The organism is Pseudomonas sp. H1_D05 (genome assembly GCF_054682705.1).
Genome location: NZ_CP162825.1, coordinates 1,250,165 through 1,270,883 on the forward strand (window position 1 = coordinate 1,250,165; position 20,719 = coordinate 1,270,883).

Annotated in this window: 17 protein-coding genes; 5 read left to right on the forward strand and 12 right to left on the reverse strand. The window is 59.9% G+C overall.

Annotated elements, in window-relative coordinates:
- The first annotated feature begins 10 nt into the window (after nucleotides 1-10).
- The 4 genes from pqqC to AB4O11_RS05775 are packed head-to-tail and all read left to right on the forward strand — an operon-like array spanning nucleotide 11 to nucleotide 3,944.
- Nucleotides 11-763, forward strand: a complete 753-nt coding sequence (pqqC, locus tag AB4O11_RS05760) for a pyrroloquinoline-quinone synthase PqqC (RefSeq protein WP_093429953.1) — start codon at nucleotides 11-13, stop codon at nucleotides 761-763.
- Nucleotides 760-1,035 (forward strand): pyrroloquinoline quinone biosynthesis peptide chaperone PqqD, encoded by a 276-nt coding sequence (gene pqqD, locus AB4O11_RS05765; protein WP_460130323.1) that lies wholly within the window; start codon nucleotides 760-762, stop codon nucleotides 1,033-1,035. Before pqqC ends, pqqD begins: the two co-directional genes overlap by 4 nt.
- Nucleotides 1,028-2,167, forward strand: coding sequence for a pyrroloquinoline quinone biosynthesis protein PqqE (gene pqqE / locus AB4O11_RS05770; RefSeq protein WP_016983158.1), 1,140 nt, complete (start codon nucleotides 1,028-1,030; stop codon nucleotides 2,165-2,167). Before pqqD ends, pqqE begins: the two co-directional genes overlap by 8 nt.
- A complete protein-coding gene (locus AB4O11_RS05775) occupies nucleotides 2,133-3,944 on the forward strand; it encodes a S9 family peptidase (RefSeq protein WP_460130324.1) in 1,812 nt (603 codons plus the stop codon). The genes pqqE and AB4O11_RS05775 overlap by 35 nt, the downstream gene beginning before the upstream one ends.
- Nucleotides 3,945-4,077: 133 nt before the next feature.
- Here AB4O11_RS05775 and AB4O11_RS05780 read toward each other — a convergent pair whose 3' ends face one another.
- Nucleotides 4,078-4,236, reverse strand: a complete 159-nt coding sequence (locus tag AB4O11_RS05780) for a YqaE/Pmp3 family membrane protein (protein WP_003228885.1) — start codon at nucleotides 4,234-4,236, stop codon at nucleotides 4,078-4,080.
- Between the two features lie 194 nt (nucleotides 4,237-4,430).
- Entirely contained in the window at nucleotides 4,431-5,714 is a 1,284-nt protein-coding gene (locus AB4O11_RS05785) for an aspartate aminotransferase family protein (protein WP_460130325.1), read from the reverse strand.
- Nucleotides 5,715-5,883: 169 nt separating this feature from the next.
- Here AB4O11_RS05785 and AB4O11_RS05790 point away from each other — a divergent pair, with 169 nt between their 5' ends.
- Nucleotides 5,884-6,798, forward strand: a complete 915-nt coding sequence (locus AB4O11_RS05790; RefSeq protein WP_093429950.1) for a LysR family transcriptional regulator — start codon at nucleotides 5,884-5,886, stop codon at nucleotides 6,796-6,798.
- Nucleotides 6,799-7,025: 227 nt separating this feature from the next.
- Here AB4O11_RS05790 and AB4O11_RS05795 read toward each other — a convergent pair whose 3' ends face one another.
- From AB4O11_RS05795 to bioF, 10 genes are all read right to left on the reverse strand, one after another.
- Complete coding sequence (locus AB4O11_RS05795) at nucleotides 7,026-8,804, reverse strand: acyl-CoA dehydrogenase C-terminal domain-containing protein (RefSeq protein WP_099757344.1); 1,779 nt, start codon at nucleotides 8,802-8,804, stop codon at nucleotides 7,026-7,028.
- A gap of 213 nt (nucleotides 8,805-9,017) precedes the next feature.
- Complete coding sequence (locus AB4O11_RS05800; protein ID WP_460130326.1) at nucleotides 9,018-10,814, reverse strand: acyl-CoA dehydrogenase C-terminal domain-containing protein; 1,797 nt, start codon at nucleotides 10,812-10,814, stop codon at nucleotides 9,018-9,020.
- Nucleotides 10,815-10,904: 90 nt separating this feature from the next.
- Nucleotides 10,905-12,194, reverse strand: a complete 1,290-nt coding sequence (locus AB4O11_RS05805) for a GGDEF domain-containing protein (RefSeq protein WP_093429947.1) — start codon at nucleotides 12,192-12,194, stop codon at nucleotides 10,905-10,907.
- Between the two features lie 198 nt (nucleotides 12,195-12,392).
- The gene (locus AB4O11_RS05810; RefSeq protein ID WP_460130327.1) at nucleotides 12,393-14,495 is read right to left on the reverse strand and encodes a cytochrome-c peroxidase; all 2,103 of its coding nucleotides are present in this window, start codon (nucleotides 14,493-14,495) and stop codon (nucleotides 12,393-12,395) included.
- Nucleotides 14,496-14,768: 273 nt separating this feature from the next.
- Nucleotides 14,769-16,574: a phenylacyl-CoA dehydrogenase gene (locus AB4O11_RS05815; RefSeq protein ID WP_175555483.1), complete on the reverse strand. Its 1,806-nt coding sequence runs from the start codon at nucleotides 16,572-16,574 to the stop codon at nucleotides 14,769-14,771.
- 274 nt (nucleotides 16,575-16,848) lie between these two features.
- Nucleotides 16,849-17,145: a pyrroloquinoline quinone biosynthesis protein PqqE gene (locus AB4O11_RS05820; RefSeq protein ID WP_093429944.1), complete on the reverse strand. Its 297-nt coding sequence runs from the start codon at nucleotides 17,143-17,145 to the stop codon at nucleotides 16,849-16,851.
- Between the two features lie 107 nt (nucleotides 17,146-17,252).
- Entirely contained in the window at nucleotides 17,253-17,933 is a 681-nt protein-coding gene (bioD, locus tag AB4O11_RS05825) for a dethiobiotin synthase (protein ID WP_095050294.1), read from the reverse strand.
- Nucleotides 17,930-18,739: a malonyl-ACP O-methyltransferase BioC gene (gene bioC / locus AB4O11_RS05830; RefSeq protein WP_460130329.1), complete on the reverse strand. Its 810-nt coding sequence runs from the start codon at nucleotides 18,737-18,739 to the stop codon at nucleotides 17,930-17,932. Before bioC ends, bioD begins: the two co-directional genes overlap by 4 nt.
- On the reverse strand, nucleotides 18,732-19,463 hold the full coding sequence (locus tag AB4O11_RS05835; protein ID WP_460089116.1) for an alpha/beta fold hydrolase: 732 nt from the start codon (nucleotides 19,461-19,463) through the stop codon (nucleotides 18,732-18,734). Before AB4O11_RS05835 ends, bioC begins: the two co-directional genes overlap by 8 nt.
- Nucleotides 19,456-20,634 carry an 8-amino-7-oxononanoate synthase gene (gene bioF / locus AB4O11_RS05840; RefSeq protein ID WP_460130330.1) on the reverse strand — a complete coding sequence of 393 codons (1,179 nt, stop codon included), beginning with the start codon at nucleotides 20,632-20,634 and terminating at the stop codon, nucleotides 19,456-19,458. The genes AB4O11_RS05835 and bioF overlap by 8 nt, the downstream gene beginning before the upstream one ends.
- Nucleotides 20,635-20,719: the final 85 nt, after the last annotated feature.

Sequence of the window (20,719 nt, forward strand, 5' to 3'; positions counted from 1 at the left end):
GAGAACCGCAATGACCGACACCCCGCTGTCCCCCGCCGAATTCGAAGCGGCCCTGCGCGCCAAAGGCGCCTACTACCACATCCACCACCCCTACCACGTGGCGATGTACCAAGGCCGCGCCACCCGCGAACAGATTCAGGGCTGGGTCGCCAACCGCTTCTACTATCAGGTGAACATCCCCCTGAAGGACGCGGCGATCCTCGCCAACTGCCCCGATAGGGAAATCCGCCGCGAGTGGATTCAACGTCTGCTCGACCATGACGGCGCCCCAGGCGAAGACGGCGGCATCGAAGCCTGGCTGCGACTCGGTCAAGCGGTCGGCCTCGATCCGGATCAATTGCGCTCCCAGGAACTGGTACTGCCCGGCGTACGTTTCGCCGTCGATGCCTACGTCAACTTCGCCCGCAGGGCCAGTTGGCAGGAAGCCGCCAGCAGCTCGCTGACTGAACTGTTCGCGCCGCAGATCCATCAGTCGCGCCTCGACAGCTGGCCACAGCATTACCCGTGGATCGATCCGGCCGGTTACGAATACTTCCGCACCCGCCTCGGTCAGGCCCGGCGTGATGTCGAGCACGGTCTGGCGATCACGCTCGAGCACTACAAGACCCGCGAAGGCCAGGAACGCATGCTGGAAATTCTCCAGTTCAAACTCGACATTCTTTGGAGCATGCTCGATGCCATGAGCATGGCCTACGAACTGAACCGCCCGCCGTATCACAGCGTCACCGAACAACGCGTTTGGCATAAAGGAATCACCTTATGAGTTTCGACCGCAGCAAAGTCCCGACCTGGCGTCCCGGCTACCGCTTCCAGTACGAGCCGGCGCAGAAAGGTCACGTGCTGCTCTACCCCGAAGGCATGATCAAACTCAACGACAGCGCCGCGCTGATCGGCGGCTTGATCGACGGCGAACGCGACGTTGCGGCGATTATTGCCAAACTCGATGAGGAGTTCCCGGGCGTGCCTGAGCTCGGTGACGACATCGAGCAATTCATGGAGGTTGCCCGTGCGCAGCACTGGATCGAACTTGCCTGATCTGCCGCCCAAGCCTGAAGTCGGCCTGCCGCTGTGGCTGCTCGCCGAGCTGACCTACCGCTGCCCGCTGCAATGCCCGTACTGCTCCAATCCGCTGGATTTCGCCGAGCAGGGCAAAGAGCTGAGCACCGAACAGTGGATCAAGGTGTTCCGCGAAGCGCGGGAGATGGGCGCGGCGCAACTGGGCTTTTCCGGCGGCGAGCCGCTGGTGCGTCAGGATCTCGCCGAGCTGATTCATGAAGCGCGGCAGTTGGGTTTCTACACCAACCTGATCACCTCCGGCATCGGCCTGACCGAGCAGAAAATCAGCGACTTCAAAAAGGCTGGCCTGGATCACATCCAGATCAGTTTCCAGGCCAGCGACGAGCAAGTGAACAACCTGCTCGCCGGCTCGAAAAAGGCCTTCGCGCAAAAGCTGGAAATGGCCCGCGCAGTGAAGGCCCACGGCTATCCGATGGTGCTGAACTTCGTCACCCACCGGCACAACATCGACAAGATCGACCGCATCATCGAGCTGTGCATTGCGCTCGAAGCGGATTTTGTCGAACTCGCCACCTGCCAGTTTTACGGTTGGGCACAGCTCAATCGTGTCGGCCTGTTGCCGACCAAAGAGCAACTGGTCCGTGCCGAGCGCATCACTAACGAATACCGCGCAAAACTGGAAGCCGAAGGGCATCCGTGCAAGCTGATTTTCGTCACCCCGGATTACTACGAAGAACGCCCGAAAGCCTGCATGAACGGCTGGGGCAGTATTTTTCTGACAGTCACACCGGACGGCACCGCCCTGCCTTGTCATGGCGCCCGACAGCTGCCGGTGCAATTTCCCAATGTGCGCGATCACAGCATGCAGCACATCTGGTACGACTCGTTCGGCTTCAACCGCTTCCGTGGTTACGACTGGATGCCCGAGCCGTGCCGTTCGTGCGACGAGAAAGAAAAAGACTTCGGCGGCTGCCGCTGTCAGGCGTTCATGCTCACCGGTGATGCGAGCAATGCCGACCCGGTGTGCAGCAAATCCGAACATCACGGCGTGATCCTCAAGGCCCGCGAAGAAGCCGAGACCGCCACTCAAACCATCGAACAATTGGCCTTCCGCAATGAACGAAACTCGCGCCTCATCGCTAAAGGCTGAGCCTTTCAGCGCCTCGCAAGCCGTCGCTGCCGGGATGGACTTTGCCGAACTGCAGCTCGGTGCCAACGGGCTGTTCTGGAATGAATATCGTCCTGAGGATGCCGCCTGCCGGATCTGGCATTGGCGCGATGGTGTGGCGAAATGTCTGACGCCGAATGGTTTTAGCGTGCGCAGTCGGGTGTACGAATATGGCGGCGGTGCGTTTTGTCTGACACCCGATGGGGTGGTATTCGTTGCTGAGACGGATCAGCAGTTGTATCGCCAAAACCTCGATGGCGAGCCTGAAGCATTGACGTCGGGCGAGTGCCGTTATGGCGATCTGCATTTTGCTTTCGGCCAGGTGCTGGCGGTCGAAGAACAGCAAGATCAGCATCGGCTCGTCGTCATTGATCTGGCTGACGGAACCCGGCATTTATTGGCTGAAGGCGCGGATTTTTATGCGGCGCCAATCCTTAGTGTGGATGGCCAGCGTTTGGCCTGGATCGAGTGGAGTCGCCCGCATCAGCCGTGGACGTCGACCCGGTTGATGGTGGCTGAGCGTTCGACTGACGGTGCATTTGGTTCGCCGCAATGCATTGCCGGCACCGAGGTTGAAGAGTCAATTCAGCAACCGCGATTCGATGCCGACAATCGCCTTTATTGCCTGACCGATCGTGGTGGATTCTGGCAGCCGTGGGCTGAGACTTCCGACGGTTTGGAGCGATTACCATCTGCGCAAGCCGATCACGCGCCGGCACCGTGGCAACTGGGCGGCTGCACTTGGTTGCCTGTTGAGAATGCGTTTTTGGCGAGCTGGAGCGAAGGTGGTTTTGGTCGCCTGACGCTCGGTGACGAAGATTTCACTGGTGACTACAGCCGCTTCCGTCATCTCGCTGTGGATGAGCGATTTATCTACTGCATCGCCGCCTCACCGATCAGTCCTTCGGCGGTCATCGCCGTTGATCGAACCACGCGAGAAGTGAACGTGCTGGTGGGTGGCGTAGCGCCCTTGCCTGCTGAGCGCATCAGCCGTCCGCAAACCCTGTGCTACCCAAGCGGTTCGGGCGAAGCACATGGTTTCTTTTATCCGGCCATGAGCGGCGAGACAAACCCGCCGCTGGTGGTGTTCATCCACGGCGGCCCGACATCGGCCTGCTACCCGATGCTCGACCCGCGCATTCAGTACTGGACGCAACGCGGCTTCGCCGTGGCCGATCTCAACTATCGCGGCAGCAGCGGGTATGGCCGCGAATATCGGCAGGCCTTGCATCTGAGCTGGGGTGAGGTGGATGTCGAGGATGCTTGTGCGGTGGTGAGTCATCTCGCCGGCCAGGGTTTGATCGACGGTGATCGCGCATTCATTCGTGGCGGCAGCGCAGGTGGCTACACCACGTTATGTGCGCTGGCGTTCAAGCAAGTCTTCCGCGCTGGAGCGAGTTTGTACGGCGTCAGCGATCCGGTTGCATTAGCTCGAGCTACGCACAAATTTGAAGGTGATTATCTGGACTGGCTGATTGGCGATCCCGAGCAAGACGCCGAACGCTACGCTGCCCGCACGCCGTTGTTGCACGCAAACAACATCCGCGTACCGGTGATTTTCTTTCAGGGTGAACTGGACGCCGTGGTCGTGCCACAACAGACCCGCGACATGGTCACGGCGCTGGAGCAGAACGACATCCCCGTCGAAGCGCATTACTACCCCGACGAACGCCACGGCTTCCGCCGCGCGGCCAATCAAGCGCATGCGCTGGAGCAGGAGTGGAAGTTCTATCGGCGGGTGATGGGATTGGCGGACTGATCACCGCGCCCCGTTCAAAACCGAATTGCCCCATTCGCGAGCAGGCTCGCTCCGACATTGGATCTGTGTTGTTCACAAATCCCCTGTGGGAGCGAGCCTGCTCGCGAAAGCTATCTATCAGGCGCAGCAGTACTCAACGCTTGGCGATGATGTACACCGCATGCACGATCCCCGGAATATACCCGCACAACGTCAGCAGAATGTTCAACCAGAACGCCCCGCCAAACCCGACCTGCAGAAACACACCCAGTGGCGGCAACAGAATGGCGATGATGATGCGAATGAAGTCCATGGGTCAGCTCCTGAATGGGGGTTGGCTCACATGAGCCATACAAGCTAATCGACCTGCGCCGTTCGTCAGGGTTCAGTGCAACTGCCATTTGATCGCCATCACCTCACAAAAAAACGCCCCACGCCAAAAGAATCAGGCGTGGGGCGTGCGTTATACCGCGAGACGGTTCTGGAAATCGGGTAGGAAAGTTCAGCTCAGACGGCAATCCCTTTACGGCATTGCAGTTGCGCGGTGCGCACTCGCGAGAACGCGCGGCCCAGGCGCAGGAGCATTTCGTCGATGTTGGTTTTGCTGACGGTAAGGGCCGGGGTGAAGCGCAAACAGTTGGCTTGCGGGGCGTTGAGCAGCAGGCCTTCGTGCAGGGCTGCATGGACCACAGCATCGGCGGAATCGTCCGACAGGGTCAGACCATAGAACAGGCCTTGGCCGCGCAATTTGCCGTGGTCGTAGCGGTGCGCCAATCGGGCCAGGCCTTCGCGCAGATGCTGGCCATTATCGTTGACCTGCTGCAGGAAGCTGCGGTCGTACACGCTGTCGAGCACCACGAGACCAGCCGCTGTCATCAGCGCATTGCCGTGATGCGTGCCGCCCAGTTCACCCGCGTCGAAACAACACGCCTTGCCTCGCGCCAGCAGCGCCGCCAAGGGCACACCGCCGCCAAGGCCTTTGCCGAGCACGACGATATCGGCGCGTACGCCATAGGACTGTTCGGCAAGCAAGGTGCCACAGCGACCGATGCCGGTTTGCACTTCATCGAGAATCAGCAGAATGCCCAGCTCTCGGCACAGACGTTCAACACCTTTTAGATAATGCCCGGTCGCCGGCACCACCCCCGCATCGCTCTGGATCGGTTCAAGCATGATCGCCACGGTTTGCGCATCGACCGCCGCGTGCAGGGCCGGCAAGTCGTTGAACGGCACCAGATCGAAACCCGGCAGCAACGGCGCGAAACGGTTGTGCAGGTTGCAGCTGTCGGAGGCAGAAATCGTCGCCAGACTGCGGCCATGACAGCCTTGCTTCGCCACAATAATTCGCGAAGCGCCGCCACGATGCAGTTGGCCCCATTTGCGCGCCAGTTTGATCGCCGCTTCACAGGCTTCGCTGCCGCTGTTGAGCAGATAGGCCTGATCGCTGGAGGTGCTGGCGCACAGCCGTTCAGCGAGGCTGAGCATGCCGCGATTGTGCAGATTGAAGCCGGGATTGATCAGTGCCTGCGCCTGACTGCTGATGGCTTTGACCAATGCCGAAGGACTGTGACCAAGACTGTTGGCGCCACCGGCCTGGGAAAAGTCGAGGTACGCACGATCGTTGCTGTCCCACAACCAGGAACCCTGACCACGAACGAACACCTGTTGCGGCCGTTCGACGCTGGGCATCAGGCGTTCGGTGCTCAGATTTTCGTTGATATCAGAAGGATCAGCCTCAAAGGCGAGGTCATCAAGACTCGGCGTCTGGCGCCGCAAACTGAACAGATTCATTGAAAAACACCGCGTTTAAGGTGTTTTGAACTGCCTATGCAAACACTGTCGAAGCGAACGCTATTCATCGCGCTTTCTGGCCCTGTAAGCCTTGTGAATGCGGTTAGACTAGGCTCACTGAGGCCTGCGGGCCATTTCGATTTACCAGCATTTTCGATAAGCATTACTTATGGATTTCAAACAACTGCGTTATTTCGTCGCGGTCTACGAAGAAGGCCATGTCGGTCGCGCCGCCGAACGCCTGTCGATCTCGCAACCGGCACTGTCGCAGCAGATCCGCCAGCTCGAACAGAACCTCGACGTTACCCTGTTCGAGCGCAGCAGCAAGCGTCTGCTGCCAACCCTCGCCGCGCACACGTTGTACAACCACGCCTTGCCGCTGCTCGACGGATTGCAGCGGGCGCGTGAGGCATTGGGCAACTTCAAGGGCCAGGCCTTGCGCACGCTGGCAATCGGCGTGCTGCAAACGGTTCACACCAGTCTCGTTCCGCAAATGCTTGAGCGGGTGCGCAAGGCACAGCCACATCTGGTGGTGCAGATCTATGAATTGACCGGACTTGAGATCGAGCGGCGGCTGCTCAACGGCTCTTTGGACATCGGCATCAGTTACCTGCCGCCGCGCCAACCCGGCCTGCACGGCGTGATGCTCTACGAAGATGAGCTGACGCTGGTCATCCCGGCGGATCATCCGCTGCGTGAATTCAAGAAAGTTTCGATGCGCCAGGCGGCTGAACTGCCGATGTTGCTGCTGGGCGAAGAGTTTCAGATCCGCCAGATCTGGCAGGCGCAACTGACCAACCTCGGACGACGCCCGCAGGTGCAGGCCGAACTGAACAATATGGTGGGGATACTCGACAGTCTGCCGCACACCAAACTGGCGACGGTGCTGCCGGGGCGTTCGCAAAAGGAGTACGACGATCAGGATCTGCTCTGGAAACCGCTGAGCGAACCGCGCGTGCCGCTGAAAGTTGGGTTGGTCTGTCGCGATGTGCAGCGCCAGCAGGCACCTTTGGCGCTATTGCAGACATTGCTGGAGGAAGTGATGGAGCGTGAAGTGCGGCCAGAGAGAGATCCTCTGGTCTGAGCACTTTTCTTCAGGCAAAAGAAAACCCCGCCGAAGCGGGGCTTTGCAGACTGTTTCCCTGACATCCATTTCACTCCGCCACCCTGGCAGAATCCTACGTGTCCGTGTTGTTGCTTTGCGCTTCCTGCGCGACGTCCATGAAATGTAGATTAGCCGTGGATCCAATCTACGCATATGGGAGAACAGCAGCACGTCATGTAAGAGAATGCTTACATGACGTCATCGCGTCAGAATTGCGCCGCATCCAGCAGGAATAGCGACTCGCTACCGGCCTTCACCGACGCACTCAACGAGTGGATACGCGGCAGCAAACGGGCGAAGTAGAAGCGCGCGGTGCCCAGTTTGCTGGCATAGAAATCGTCTTGCGCTTCTTTGCCCAGCGAAGCTTTGGCCATCAGTGCCCACATGTAGGCGTACGCTGTGTATCCGAATGCTTGCAAATATTCGACCGAAGCCGCGCCGATTTCGTTCGGATTGGTTTTCGCCCGGTCCAGCAGCCACGAGGTCAGCTCGTCGAGAGTGTCGACGGCATCGTTCAGCGGCTTGGTGAATTCACCCAGATCGGCGCTGGCCGTCGCGGTGAAATGGCGGATCTCGTCAGCGAACAGCTTGTAGAAAGCGCCACCGCTGCCGACGATCTTGCGCCCGACCAGGTCCAGCGCCTGAATGCCGTTGGTGCCTTCATAGATCTGGGTGATGCGCACGTCACGTACCAGTTGCTCCTGACCCCACTCGCGGATGTAGCCGTGGCCGCCGAAAATCTGCTGGCCGTGCACGGTGGTTTCCAGACCCAGGTCGGTGAGGAATGCCTTGGCCACCGGCGTCAGCAACGCGACCAGATCCTCCGCACGTTTGCGGGTGGTGGCGTCTTCGCTGAACTTGGCGGTGTCGAGCTGCATCGCTACGTAGGTGGAGAACGCACGGCCGCCCTCGTTCGAGGCTTTCATGGTCAGCAACATGCGCCGCACGTCCGGGTGGACGATGATCGGGTCAGCGACTTTGTCTTTGTTCTGCGCGCCGGTTGGCGAACGGCTTTGCAGACGGTCGCGGGCGTATTCGACGGCGTTCTGATAGGAGCGCTCGCCGGTGGCCAGACCCTGGATGCCGACGCCCAAACGCTCGTAGTTCATCATGGTGAACATCGCGGCCAGGCCTTTGTTCGGCTCACCGACCAGATAGCCCACGGCTTCATCGAAGTTCATCACACAGGTCGCGGACGCCTGGATGCCCATTTTGTGTTCGATCGAACCGCAGTTCGCCGGGTTGCGCGCGCCGAGGCTGCCGTCGGCGTTGACCATGAACTTCGGCACGAGGAACAGCGAGATGCCCTTAGGACCGGCCGGGGCGTCCGGCAGCTTGGCCAGCACCAAGTGAATGATGTTTTCGGTGAGGTCGTGTTCGCCACCGGTGATGAAGATCTTGGTGCCGCTGACTTTGTACGACCCGTCGGCCTGAGGCTCGGCCTTGGTACGAATAATCCCCAGGTCGGTGCCGGCGTGCGGCTCGGTCAGGCACATCGAGCCGGCCCAGACGCCAGCGTACATGTTCGGCAGGTACGCGGCTTTCAGCTCTTCGCTGGCGTGAGCGTTGATCGACAGGCAGGCGCCGGCGGTCAGCATCGGGTACAGACCGAACGACAGGCTGGCGGAGTTGACCATTTCTTCGACTTGCGCCGACACGGCTTTGGGCATGCCCATGCCGCCGTATTGCGGATCGCCACCGACGCCAACCCAGCCGCCTTCAGCATACGTCTGATAAGCCTGTGGGAAACCGGCCGGCGTGGTGACGGCACCGTCCTTCCAGTGACAGCCTTCTTCGTCGGCAGCGCGGCTCAGAGGTGCGATGCTTTTGCTGGTGACTTTGCCGGCCTCTTCGAGAATGGCTTCAACGGTTTCGGCGTCGACGGTCTCGGCCAGAGCCGGCAGTTCGGCCCAGAGTTTGGCGACTTCGAACACTTCATTGAGGACGAAGCGCATATCGCGCAGCGGCGCTTTGTAGTCAGCCATGGCAAACCTCGCAAGATCTAAACAGGTGATTCGTGGAATGATGTTTTCTGAGCCCGAGTGTACCTCAACAACTTTTGCGACACATAGGGTCAACTGGTGACCGATTTGTTATTTTTAGTCACCACAAAAAATGATTGCAGCCTGCGGCAGCTCCTACAGATAAAACTCGATCCCATGTAGGAGCTGCCGCAGGCTGCGATCTTTTGATCTGCCTTAAAGCGCAAACATTTCAGCCGGCAACTTCATCAAGCAATCACTGCCCGCCTCGATCGCCGCACGATGCGCCGCCGTACGCGGCAACAAGCGCTTGAAGTAAAACTCGCACGTCGCCAATTTCCCGCGCAGGTAATCCCTCTCGCCCTCGCCCGCCTCCAGTTGCGCCTGCGCCACCAGACCCATGCGCAACCACAGATAGCCAAGGATGATGTAACCGCTGTACATCAGGTAATCCACCGACGCCGCGCCCACTTCATCCGGGTTCTTCATCGCCGCCATGCCGACCTTCATCGTCAGGTCGCCCCACTGCTGGTTCAGCTCATTGAGCTGCGCAACGAAACCGCCCAGTTGCGGGTGTTCGACGTTGGCCGCGCAGAACTTGTGGACGATTTTGGTGAAGCCACGCAACAACTTGCCCTGACTGCCCAGCACCTTGCGCCCAAGCAGATCCAAGGCCTGAATGCCATTGGTGCCTTCGTAGATCGGCGCAATCCGACAGTCGCGAACCAACTGCTCCATGCCCCATTCGCGAATGAAACCGTGGCCGCCGAACACCTGCATGCCGTGGTTGGTCACCTCCAGGCCAGTGTCGGTCATGAAGGCCTTGCAGATTGGCGTGAGAAACGCCAACAAGTCTTCGGCCTCCTGACGCGCCTCGGCATCGCTGCCCAGATGCGCGACATCGAGCAACTGCGCGGTGAAGTAGGTCAGCGCCCGATTGCCTTCGTTAAAGGCTTTCATGGTCAGCAGCATGCGCCGCACGTCCGGGTGGACAATGATCGGGTCGGCAGGTTTATCCGGGGCTTTGGCGCCGGTCAGCGCGCGCATCTGCAAGCGGTCGTTAGCGTATTTGATCGCGCCCTGGAAGCTTGCTTCGCCCAGACACAAACCCTGCATGCCGGTGCCTAGCCGCGCGTGGTTCATCATGGTGAACATGCAGTTCAGGCCCTTGTTCGGCTCACCGATCAGATAGCCCTTGGCGCTATCGAAGTTCAGCACACAAGTGGCCGAAGCCTTGATGCCCATCTTGTGTTCGATCGAACCACAGGAAACACCGTTGCGCTCGCCCGCTTCACCCGCCGTATCCGGCAAGAATTTCGGCACGATAAACAGCGAAATCCCTTTGGTCCCGGCTGGAGCGTCGGGCAATTTGGCCAACACCAGATGGATGATGTTGTCGCTCATGTCGTGCTCGCCGGCAGAGATGAAAATCTTGCTGCCGGTGACCGCGTAACTACCATCAGCCTGAGGCACGGCGCGGGTCTTGATGATGCCCAGATCGGTGCCGCAATGGGCTTCGGTCAGGCACATGGTGCCGGTCCATTGCCCGGCGGTGAGTTTGTTCAGGTAGGTGTCTTTCTGCTCGGCGCTGCCGTGGGCATGGATCGCCGACATCGCGCCGTGGGTCAGGCCCGGGTACATGCCCCAGGAAGTGTTGCTGGAGCCGACCATCTCGCTGATCACCAGCCCAAGCGAGCTCGGCAGGCCTTGGCCGCCGTAAGCCGGATCCGCCGCCAGACCGTGCCAGCCGCCTTCCACGTATTGTGCGAAGGCTTGCTTGAAGCCTGCAGGCGTTGTCACCACGCCGTTGTCAAAATGGCAGCCCTCTTCATCACCGCTGCGATTGAGCGGCGCCAGAACGTTCTCACAGAACTTCGCGCCCTCTTCGAGGATCGCGTTGATCATGTCCGGGCTGGCGTCGTGCGCGCCAAGGGCGGCGTAATTGCTGTGGAAGTCGAAGACGTGATCGATCAGAAAGCGCATGTCGCGCAGGGGGGCTTTGTACTCAGGCATGGTGGCTTCTCCGTCAGCAGATTGCTCCAACCTACTGCTGGCCACCACACCCCACAATCACTGTGCAGACGCTGAATGCGCCGTCATCACTCAACCTGCGGCCGTGTCCATGCGCACCGCGCCACGGCGGTTTTGTCCGTATGCCATCACGCAGTTACGCCCCGCGCCTTTTGCGGCATAGAGCGCCTCGTCGGCGGACTTCAGCACTTGTTCCGGGTTGCGCTGCTCCACTCGTTCGGCAACGCCGATGCTGACCGTCACCGAAACGCTGGAAGCACCAGAGCCGGCGCGGCGCTGACGACCTTGCTGATCATCCTGCGGGCGGTTTTCCTGATTGCGTAGTTGAATGTTGTAGGACGCAATCGACTCGCGGATCACCTCAAGGTGCGGCATGCATTCCTCAAGGGTTTTGCCTGCGAACACCAGGGCGAATTCCTCACCGCCATAGCGATACGCCCTACCGCCACCGCTGATTTTCGACAGCTTGCTGGCGACCAGACGCAGTACCTGGTCACCGACATCGTGACCGTGGGTGTCGTTGAATTTCTTGAAGTGATCGACGTCGCTCATCGCCAATACATAGTTGCGACCCAAGCGCTGCATGCGTTCGTTGAGCGCGCGGCGGCCCGGCAGACCGGTGAGTTCGTCGCGGAAGGCCATCTGATAAGCCTCGTGCGCAACCGCAGCGGCAATCATCAACATCACCTGGCTGCACATGATGTTCAGGGTGAACGGCAGGATGAAGGTTTTCGGCAGCATCCAGAACACGCCGAGCAGGCCAACCAATTGCGCCGCATGCAGCGGACGTGGATTGCGCCAGTATTGCCAGGCCAATAGCAGGAACGCCGAGATGAACACTGGATACGAGAGCTGGATCAGACTCATCCACGCGCCGTGCAGCGCCGGCCAGCGAATTTCCGAGAGCCACATCAGCAATGCCTGGGGATAACTTTGCTCAAGCCCCAATGCCACGCTGCCAAAGGCCAGTAACACGGCGAAACGCGCGACCATGTCCTGGAACAGATGTGTACGTTCCTGCCATGCGGCGAACAAGCCGAACAACAACGGCAACAGCAGGCAGACGAGGTGGAAGACCACCGCAGCGTCTTCGCGGACCTTGCCGTTGTCGCGGTAATAGTCGGTCTGGGTGTCGAGCAGAAAGTAGGCGATGTACACCGTGAGCATCAGAAACAGCTCGCGCTGACGGCGATAAACCGCGCAATACGCGCCGCCCAGCAACAGCACCAACGTCGGCAACACGTTGAACAGCGAAGTGAAGAACACGCTGAGGTCTTTGACGTACGCAGCCGCCAACCCCGCTAGTAACAACAGCAGTGATGGCAGGAAATGACTGAAACGTACAGCGGAAGAACGCGGCAAGGGTAAAGCTCCGACCCGTCATAGCAAAGAGATGGCATTGTGCCTGCAATGCGTGCAGTTAAGCACACACAATGTGATCCAGATCACACGCAGTCTCTTTAACGGCAGAAAACCTGACTATCTGAGCGATTTGCCAAGTTTTTTGCCCGATTTGCCATGCTGGCCACCATCACTGATGGCCAGGCTTGAAAATATCCCTCACAGATCGTTGTAGAACGGCAGTAATGGCCCCTCCGCCGTGCTGCGCCCCTCGGCGCCGTAGGGCTTGAGATTGAGTGAAGCGTCCGCTGCCTGGCGGGTGGTGACTTTCGGACTGGCCGGACGTTGCGTCACGGCGTTTTCATCACCGATATGGCCCTGCGGGATGACCAGCGACGGATGATCGAACGGCGCCCGCTCCCAGGCCACGCGCGGATCGGTCAGGCCGACTTCCATGAATTTCACCAGAGCGTCGATCTCATCCGGCGTCAGGTTGAGATTGGTCATGTCCGGATCGAGATTTGAGGTGTTGTGCTGATTCGCCGAAGGATGCTCGAAACCGCTGGTGTTGTTGGCGTCTTCGCCACGACGGTCGCCGCCACGGTTGTAGAACTCCATCACCTGTTTAAGCGTGGCGCGGCTGCCGTTGTGGAAGTACGGCCCGGTCAGCGCGATGTTGCGCAAGGTCGGCGTCTTGAAGGCGCCGTCGACCGAATCACGGAAGTTGACGTTGGGCTTGAGCGTGGCGTCGCACGGAATCGCTGCGCTCAGCGGCGCCTCGAAGGTGCAGACATCGACGTCCAGCGGATCGGGGATGCTGCCGCCTTGCAACAGCTTGTTGTACTGGCGGCTGAACGACCATGGGTTACCCCGGGCATCCGAGCCACCGAGCGCGAGGTCTTCAGAGGTCGGACGTACACCGGTGTTGTAGAAGCCGTTGTCGTAAAGGGTGATCAGGTTATCGGCCATGACCATGCGTTCGATGCGTTCACGCGGGTGCATCAGCAGGCGGCTGGCCGCGTTGGTCAGCTCCGCGCCGCCGTGGCAATTGACGCATTTGCCCTTGCCGAGGAACAGATTCATGCCCTGAACCTGCTGCGCGTTCATCGCGGCTGAATCGCCTTGCAGATAGGCATCAATCGGCGCCTGGTCAGAGATCAGGGTGGATTCGTACATCTGAATCGCCAACCCGAAGAACAGCGGGAAGTTGGCTTCCATCTGTGTATACGGTGCACCGCCCACCAGCACATTTTGTGTGGCGTTCCACAGGCGTGGCTGGAAGGCATTTTTGATCAATTCGCGATAAGTCGGACGCCGCGCGCCGGATACCGAAGCGAGCACGGAGTCGTTGGAAGAAATCCGCTGTTGCTTGAGCATCAACTGATCAAGCATGCGCCGGCCGATGTCGGCGAAAGTGCGGCCACCGCAGGACATTTCCACCCCGCTCCCGGGCGGACCTACTGCTTGCGACGCCGCAGAAGCATCGTTGAGCGCCAGCCGGACTTTGCTTGCCACGGTGCTGCGCTCGCTGGTCACGTAAATCGCCGCATCAGGGTCGCGATTGCCAAACGGCGAGAAGCCGTTAAACACGTTATTCGCCCTTCCGTCCCAAAAGTTGCGCACATTGAACGCTGCGTTGATCACCGACGGCGCGTTGCGCCCGGTGCTGCGGCGCACGTTGATGCCGCCGACCTGGAAGATGCCATCAGGCTGCTGAGTGCATTTGTCGAAACGTGGCTGGTTGGGTTTGACGAAATTGGCGTCGAACACGCCTTGGGAGCCGATCACGTCGTCCGTCGAGTAAACAATCGGCGAGTTGCGCTCCAGTGGATTACTCAGCACATGGGTCGGGAAGTCGTTTTTCTTCAGTGTGTAGTTCGGCCCGCCCTTGCCGCCGGACAGCGTCGCGTAGGACGCCACATCGCCGGGAATATCCGACGCTACAAAGGGTTTGTTGAAGATCGAAGCGACGTTGGCATTGGTGTGCGCCTGGCCGGGGTTGAGCTGGTTGGTGATGCGGTGATCGACGCCGGCGTGGTAATGGCAGGACGCACACGCCGTGGCGCTGTCGCTGCCGACTTCCATGTCCCAGAACAGCGCTTTGCCCAGCAGGATTGCGGCGGACCGGTTGAGCACGTAGTCGGTCATCAGGTCGACTTTACGGCCACCCTCGGTTCCTGAAGGATCGGGCGGAACCATGCCTCGCAGTGATTGCAGGCTCGGCACTTGCGGCACCGGCGGATCCACTTCCAAAGGATCAGCCGCCATGGCGCCGCAGGCACTTAGCGTGAGGGTTAACCCGACAAGTCGACAGATGTTCATATGCTTCACCCTGACGTTGTTGTTATGAGTTCGCCGGGCGAGAGGCGTCGTGAAACAGGACAGGATTTCTCGTGAGCGCCGGTTAATCTGCGCAGTGCAATTAATTGGCCACCCCTTCCGAGAAACATTTTGAATCAATAAACGCTGGGGCTGCGCGCTGTCAGCTCACCGTTTCTGCTGGGGAAACGTCCCCAGTGTTGGGGGTAAATCCAGCGCAAAAAAAAACCGCCGCCCCCTAAGGAGCAGCGGTTTTTCAAAAGACCACGTTAAGGCTTAGTAGCCCAGTGCGAAGTCTTCTTCTTTCATGTCCATCAGGTTGTTGGCGCCCGACAGCATGGTGGCCACGTGGGTACGGGTGCGTGGCAGGATGCGCTGGAAGTAGAAGCGCGCGGTTTGCAGCTTGGCGGTGTAGAACGCCGCGTCGCCACTGCCTTCTGCCAGCTTCTCGGCTGCTACACGCGCCATGTCGGCCCAGAAGTAAGCCAGGCAGGCATAACCGGAGTACATCAGGTAATCCACGGAGGCCGCGCCGACTTCTTCGCGATCTTTCATGGCAGCCATACCGACCTTCATGGTCAGCTCGCCCCATTCCTTGTTGATCGCGGCCAGCGGTGCGACGAACTCTGCAACGGCTTCGTTGCCTTCGTTGTTCTGGCAGAACTTGTGGACGATCTTGGTGAAGCCCTTCAAAGCCTCGCCTTGCGTCATCAGCACTTTACGGCCCAGCAGGTCGAGTGCCTGGATACCGGTGGTGCCTTCGTACAGCATCGAAATGCGGCTGTCGCGAACGTTCTGCTCCATGCCCCACTCGGCGATGAAGCCGTGGCCGCCGTAGATCTGTACGCCGTGGTTGGCGGACTCAAAACCGACTTCGGTCATGAACGCCTTGGCGATCGGGGTCATGAAGGCCAGCAATGCGTCGGCTTTCTTTTTCTCTTCTTCATCGACGCCGTATTTGACGATGTCGACCTGTTTGGCGGTGAAGTACACCATCGCACGGTTGCCTTCGGCGAAAGCCTTCATGGTCAACAGCATGCGGCGTACGTCAGGGTGCACGATGATCGGGTCAGCGGCTTTGTCCGGCGCTTTCGGGCCAGTCAGGGAGCGCATTTGCAGACGGTCGCGAGCGTATTTCAGACCGCCCTGGAAACCGATTTCGGCGTGGGCCAGACCTTGCAGCGCGGTACCCAGACGTGCGGTGTTCATAAAGGTGAACATGCAGTTCAGGCCTTTGTTCGCCGGGCCGATCAGGTAACCGGTGGCGCCGTCGAAGTTCATCACGCAAGTGGCATTGCCGTGGATGCCCATCTTGTGTTCCAGCGAACCGCAACTCACTGCGTTGCGTGCACCGACGGTGCCATCAGCATTGGGCATGAACTTTGGAACGATGAACAGCGAGATGCCTTTGGTGCCGGCCGGTGCATCCGGCAGGCGGGCCAGTACGATGTGGACGATGTTGTCGGCCATGTCGTGTTCACCGGCCGAGATGAAGATCTTGGTGCCGGAGACTTTATAGGAGCCATCAGCCTGAGGTTCGGCCTTGGTGCGCAGCATGCCCAGGTCGGTGCCGCAGTGTGGTTCGGTCAGGCACATGGTGCCGGTCCATTCGCCGGAAACCAGTTTGGTCAGATAGGCTTCTTGCTGCTCAGGGGTGCCGTGCTCGGAGATGGTGTTCATCGCACCGTGCGACAGGCCTGGGTACATGCCCCACGACCAGTTGGCTTCGCCAACCATCTCGCTCACTGCCAGACCCAGCGACTCCGGCAAGCCTTGGCCGCCGTGCTCAACGTCGTGCGCCAGGCTTGGCCAGCCGCCTTCGACGAATTGCTTGTAAGCCTCTTTGAAGCCGGTCGGGGTTTTCACGCCGGACTCGCTCCAGGTGCAACCTTCGAGGTCGCCCACGCGGTTCAGCGGCGCCAGTACCTGCTCACAAAACTTGGCGCCTTCTTCGAGAATGGCGTCAACCATGTCTGGAGTTGCGTCTGCGCAAGCCGGAAGGCTCTGATAGTGCGCTTCGTAGCCGAGCAGTTCGTCACGAACGAAGCGAATATCACGCAAGGGGGCCTTGTAGTCAGGCATAGCGATAAACCTCTGCTGATGTAACCGGGAATGAACGACCGTGTTGATTTGTTGTGACGGTCAAACAGTTGTTTGAAACATACGTTTACGCCGAAATCTTGTCAAGCGTCGATCTTTTGCCGTTCGTCATCGCATCTTTCAAACGCCGGACACAGCAAACCGCCATGCGCTCGATCGAGTCACGGGTGCTGAAAAAAGATTAGTTGAGGGAGAAGGACTTACAACGAAAAACGCCGCGACAAAGCGCGGCGTTCAGGGTGTAGATGGCGAAAAATCAGGCAAAGGTGTCGATGATCGTACCGAGCATTTCGTCGGAAGCTTTGGCGACTTTTACGCCCAGCTCCACTTGAAACTTGCCTTGGGCCATTTGCACCATGTCGCTGCCCAGGTCCATTTGCTGGCTGCGATCAACGCCACGCAGACGATCGACCTGCGCTTCCGAAGACTGGCTGGTGACCGAACGCTCAATGGTGTTGTTGGCAATCTGGCTGGCGGCCTGATCAACGCGGTTCTGCCCGCTCTGAATCGAGCTCAGACCTGCATAAAAAGCTGTGTTACCGGAGATTTCCATAACAGTTCTCATCCTTGGGAAGGATCAATGGCGCCATTGAACCAGAGGCGCCAGAAAAACACCCGTCAAAAACACTAATGGCACAGTGCCTGCCCATAGAGAAAAGCTTAGTCGAGCAGATCCAGTTGCAAATGATCCGCTACCGCTTCGGCACTCAAGCTCTTGAGTTTCGGCACGCGCCCAAGGCATGGCGCCGGAATTCGCTCGGCCAATGTGGCGAGGTTCTCCTCAAGCCGCGAAGTCTTCGGATCGATGATATTCGCCACCCACCCGGCCAATTGCAGCCCATCACGGGCAATCGCCTCGGCCGTCAGCAAGGCATGACTGATGCACCCCAGCCGCACACCCACCACCAGAATCACCGGCAGCTTCAACGCAATCGCCAGATCTGACAGATTGTCCTGATCCGCCAACGGCACCCGCCAGCCACCCGCGCCCTCGATCAAGGTGAAATCGGCGTTCATCGCCAGAATCTCGCGCATCGGCGCCAGCAACGATTGCACGGTCAACGCTACTCCGGCCTCACGCGCTGCCAGGTGTGGAGCGATCGCAGGCTCGAACGCCACGGGATTGACCTGTTGATAAGTCAGCGGCAGCGAACATTCGGCCAACAGCGCCAATGCATCGGAATTGCGCAGCCCCTTCGGCGTGACTTCGCACCCTGAGGCCACCGGTTTGCCCGCCGCGGTACTCAAGCCTGCTGATCGCGCCGCATGCAGCAACCCGGCAGCCACGGTGGTCTTGCCGACGTCAGTGTCCGTTCCAGTGATGAAATAGGCTGCGCTCATACGGGTTTCTCCAACACGGCGTAGACCACCTGATAAGTCGCCGGCAATCCCGACGTTTCACGGAACTGCTCGTAAGCTTCCACCAGCCCGAGAATTCGCGCCCGCCCGGTCAAACCACCGGGCCGTCCGGGATTCAGATTGTGCGCACCCAAGGCCTTCAATTCATGGGTCAGGCTGCGCACATCGGGGTAATGCAGCACGTGAGGCTGATTATCCAGGCTCAACGTACGCAAGCCACTGGCCGTACACAGTTGCTCATAACGGGTGAACTCGCGGAAGCGGTTGACGTGCACCATCCCGTCGACCTGCCGCCAGCTGTCGCGCAACTCGAACAACGTCCCTACACAAAGACTAGCAAACGCAAAAATCCCACCCGGTTTCAGTACGCGAAAGGCTTCGCTGAGCACCGCATCGAAATCCGCGCACCATTGCACCGCCAGGCTGGAAAAAATCAAGTCGCAAGTCGAGTCCTGCAACGGCAGACGCTCCGCATCGCCAGCAATGAAGTAATCAGCGCCGCCCAACGGCCGCGCGTGATCGAGCATGCCCTCGGCAATGTCCAGCGCCAGACCATGGCCCTCGGCAAAATGCGCGGCCAGTGCCCGGGTGAAATAACCGGTGCCACAGCCCAGATCCAGCCAGCGCGACGGTGAAAAATCCGCCGGCAAGCGTTGAAGCAATTGTGTACCAACATCACGTTGCAACTCGGCGACGCTGTCGTAACTGGCCGCAGCGCGGGAAAAAGAGGCCGCGACCTGACGTTTGTCAGGCAAGCCGCCGGGCAGCACAAGAGACAAATCAGTCATCACCGCACTCATGTAGAAAAGCCTGGATAGCGCCCGCCAGTCCGTGGGGGTCTTCCAGAAGAAAGGCATGGCTGGCCTGTTCGATCAGACCGATTTCGATATCCGGCAACAGGACGAACAACGCCCCCGCCGCTTCCGCCGGAACGAGAGCGTCCTGTCCGGCGAACAGATGAAATTGCGGGCCGCGAAATGCTTGCAGTGCTTCGCGGGTGTCCAGTTGCGCGAGCAATTCCAGGCCCGCCATCAACGCCGACGGCGCCGTGTGCGGTGCGCCGCCGAGCATCAACCGCGACAAGCCGCGCGCATCTTGTGCACCTTGAGCACAGAGCAGCGAAAAGCGTTTGAGGGTCAGCCGGGGATCGGCCTGGCAACCGGCGAGAAATGCATCGAAGGTCTCGCCCGGCATCGCGGTCGGCCACTGTTCATGGGCAACGAAGGAAGGATTGCTCGCCAGCGTCAGCAATCCGCAGCAACGCTCGCCACGGCGCGCCGCCAGTTCGGTCGCGAGCATGCCGCCCAGCGACCAGCCACCGAGCCAGACGTCTTGTGGAATGCGTTCATCGAGTTCATCGAGCCAGTCTTGCAGGTCACTGGAATCCAGCTCCGGCAGCGGCTCGATTTCCACTTTCAGATGCTCGTCGAGCCCTTGCAAAGCGGCGGCCAGAGGCTCCATCGGCGACACACCGAGGCCCCAGCCGGGCAACAGAATCAGGCGATTACGCATGGCTTGGCTCCGACGACAGTTGGGCAAAGCAATCGGCCAGTCCCTCTAACAATAGCTGCACCTGCGCTTCGCTGTGGGCGGCGGTCAGGGTCACGCGCAACCGCGCGCTGCCGGCGGGCACGGTCGGAGGGCGGATGGCGGTGACCATCAGCCCACGCTCGCGCAACATCAGCGAAAGACGTACCGCGCGCCCGGCATCGCCAATCATGATCGGCTGGATCGGCGTGAAGCTGTCCATCAGCTCCAGACCGATCTGCTCGGCGCCCTGGCGGAACTGGCGGATCAAAGTCTGCAGATGCTCACGGCGCCAGTGTTCAGTGCGCAGCAGCTCCAGACTTTTCAGGGTCGCGCAGGCCAGCGCTGGTGGCTGGCTGGTGGTGTAGATGTACGGACGGGCGAACTGGATCAGGCTTTCGATCAGCTCTTCGCTGCCCGCGACGAAGGCGCCAGCGGTGCCGAAGGCTTTACCGAGGGTGCCGACCAGTACCGGCACGTCCTCCTGACTCAAACCGAAATGCTCGACGATGCCGCCACCGTTCGCACCGAGCGGCCCAAAACCGTGAGCGTCATCGACCATCAGCCACGCGCCTTTGGCCTTGGCTTCACGAGCCAATGCCGGCAGGTCAGCGAGGTCGCCGTCCATGCTGAACACACCGTCAGTGACCACCAGCGTATTGCCGCTGGCTTTCTCAAGACGCTTGGCCAGGCTCACCGCGTCGTTGTGCAGATAACGATTGAAACGCGCGCCGGACAACAGACCCGCGTCCAGCAGCGAAGCGTGATTGAGGCGATCTTCCAGCACCGTATCGCCCTGCCCGACCAGCGCCGTAACGGCGCCAAGGTTGGCCATGTAGCCGGTGGTGAACAGCAGCGCACGCGGTCGACCGGTGAGATCGGCCAGCGCTTCTTCCAGAGCGTGGTGCGGGCCGCTGTGGCCAATCACCAGATGCGAGGCACCGCCACCGACGCCCCAGCGTTCAGCACCGGCGCGCCAGGCTTCGATCACTTGCGGATGATTGGCCAAGCCCAGGTAATCGTTGTTGCAGAACGCGAGCAACGGTTTGCCGTCGACCACCACTTCAGGCCCCTGCGGGGACTCAAGCAGCGGTCGCTGGCGATAGAGATTTTCGGCACGACGGGCAGCAAGGCGTGCGGCGAGATCGAAAGACATGCAGGCCTCGACTTTCAAGTGACACAGATCCCTTGTGGGAGCGAGCCTGCTCGCGAATAGGCCTTCACATCCAACACCAATGTCG

Excerpts from the sequence above, each read along its gene's own strand:
- bioD (WP_095050294.1), bottom strand. The coding sequence starts at position 17,933 with ATGAGCGCAGCCTATTTCATCACTGGAACGGACACTGACGTCGGCAAG.
- bioC (WP_460130329.1), bottom strand. The coding sequence starts at position 18,739 with ATGACTGATTTGTCTCTTGTGCTGCCCGGCGGCTTGCCTGACAAACGT.
- AB4O11_RS05790 (WP_093429950.1), top strand. The coding sequence starts at position 5,884 with ATGGATTTCAAACAACTGCGTTATTTCGTCGCGGTCTACGAAGAAGGC.
- AB4O11_RS05795 (WP_099757344.1), bottom strand. The coding sequence starts at position 8,804 with ATGGCTGACTACAAAGCGCCGCTGCGCGATATGCGCTTCGTCCTCAAT.
- AB4O11_RS05785 (WP_460130325.1), bottom strand. The coding sequence starts at position 5,714 with ATGAATCTGTTCAGTTTGCGGCGCCAGACGCCGAGTCTTGATGACCTC.
- pqqC (WP_093429953.1), top strand. The coding sequence starts at position 11 with ATGACCGACACCCCGCTGTCCCCCGCCGAATTCGAAGCGGCCCTGCGC.
- AB4O11_RS05800 (WP_460130326.1), bottom strand. The coding sequence starts at position 10,814 with ATGCCTGAGTACAAAGCCCCCCTGCGCGACATGCGCTTTCTGATCGAT.
- AB4O11_RS05780 (WP_003228885.1), bottom strand. The coding sequence starts at position 4,236 with ATGGACTTCATTCGCATCATCATCGCCATTCTGTTGCCGCCACTGGGT.
- bioF (WP_460130330.1), bottom strand. The coding sequence starts at position 20,634 with ATGTCTTTCGATCTCGCCGCACGCCTTGCTGCCCGTCGTGCCGAAAAT.
- AB4O11_RS05810 (WP_460130327.1), bottom strand. The coding sequence starts at position 14,495 with ATGAACATCTGTCGACTTGTCGGGTTAACCCTCACGCTAAGTGCCTGC.
- AB4O11_RS05820 (WP_093429944.1), bottom strand. The coding sequence starts at position 17,145 with ATGGAAATCTCCGGTAACACAGCTTTTTATGCAGGTCTGAGCTCGATT.
- AB4O11_RS05835 (WP_460089116.1), bottom strand. The coding sequence starts at position 19,463 with ATGCGTAATCGCCTGATTCTGTTGCCCGGCTGGGGCCTCGGTGTGTCG.
- AB4O11_RS05775 (WP_460130324.1), top strand. The coding sequence starts at position 2,133 with ATGAACGAAACTCGCGCCTCATCGCTAAAGGCTGAGCCTTTCAGCGCC.
- AB4O11_RS05815 (WP_175555483.1), bottom strand. The coding sequence starts at position 16,574 with ATGCCTGACTACAAGGCCCCCTTGCGTGATATTCGCTTCGTTCGTGAC.
- pqqD (WP_460130323.1), top strand. The coding sequence starts at position 760 with ATGAGTTTCGACCGCAGCAAAGTCCCGACCTGGCGTCCCGGCTACCGC.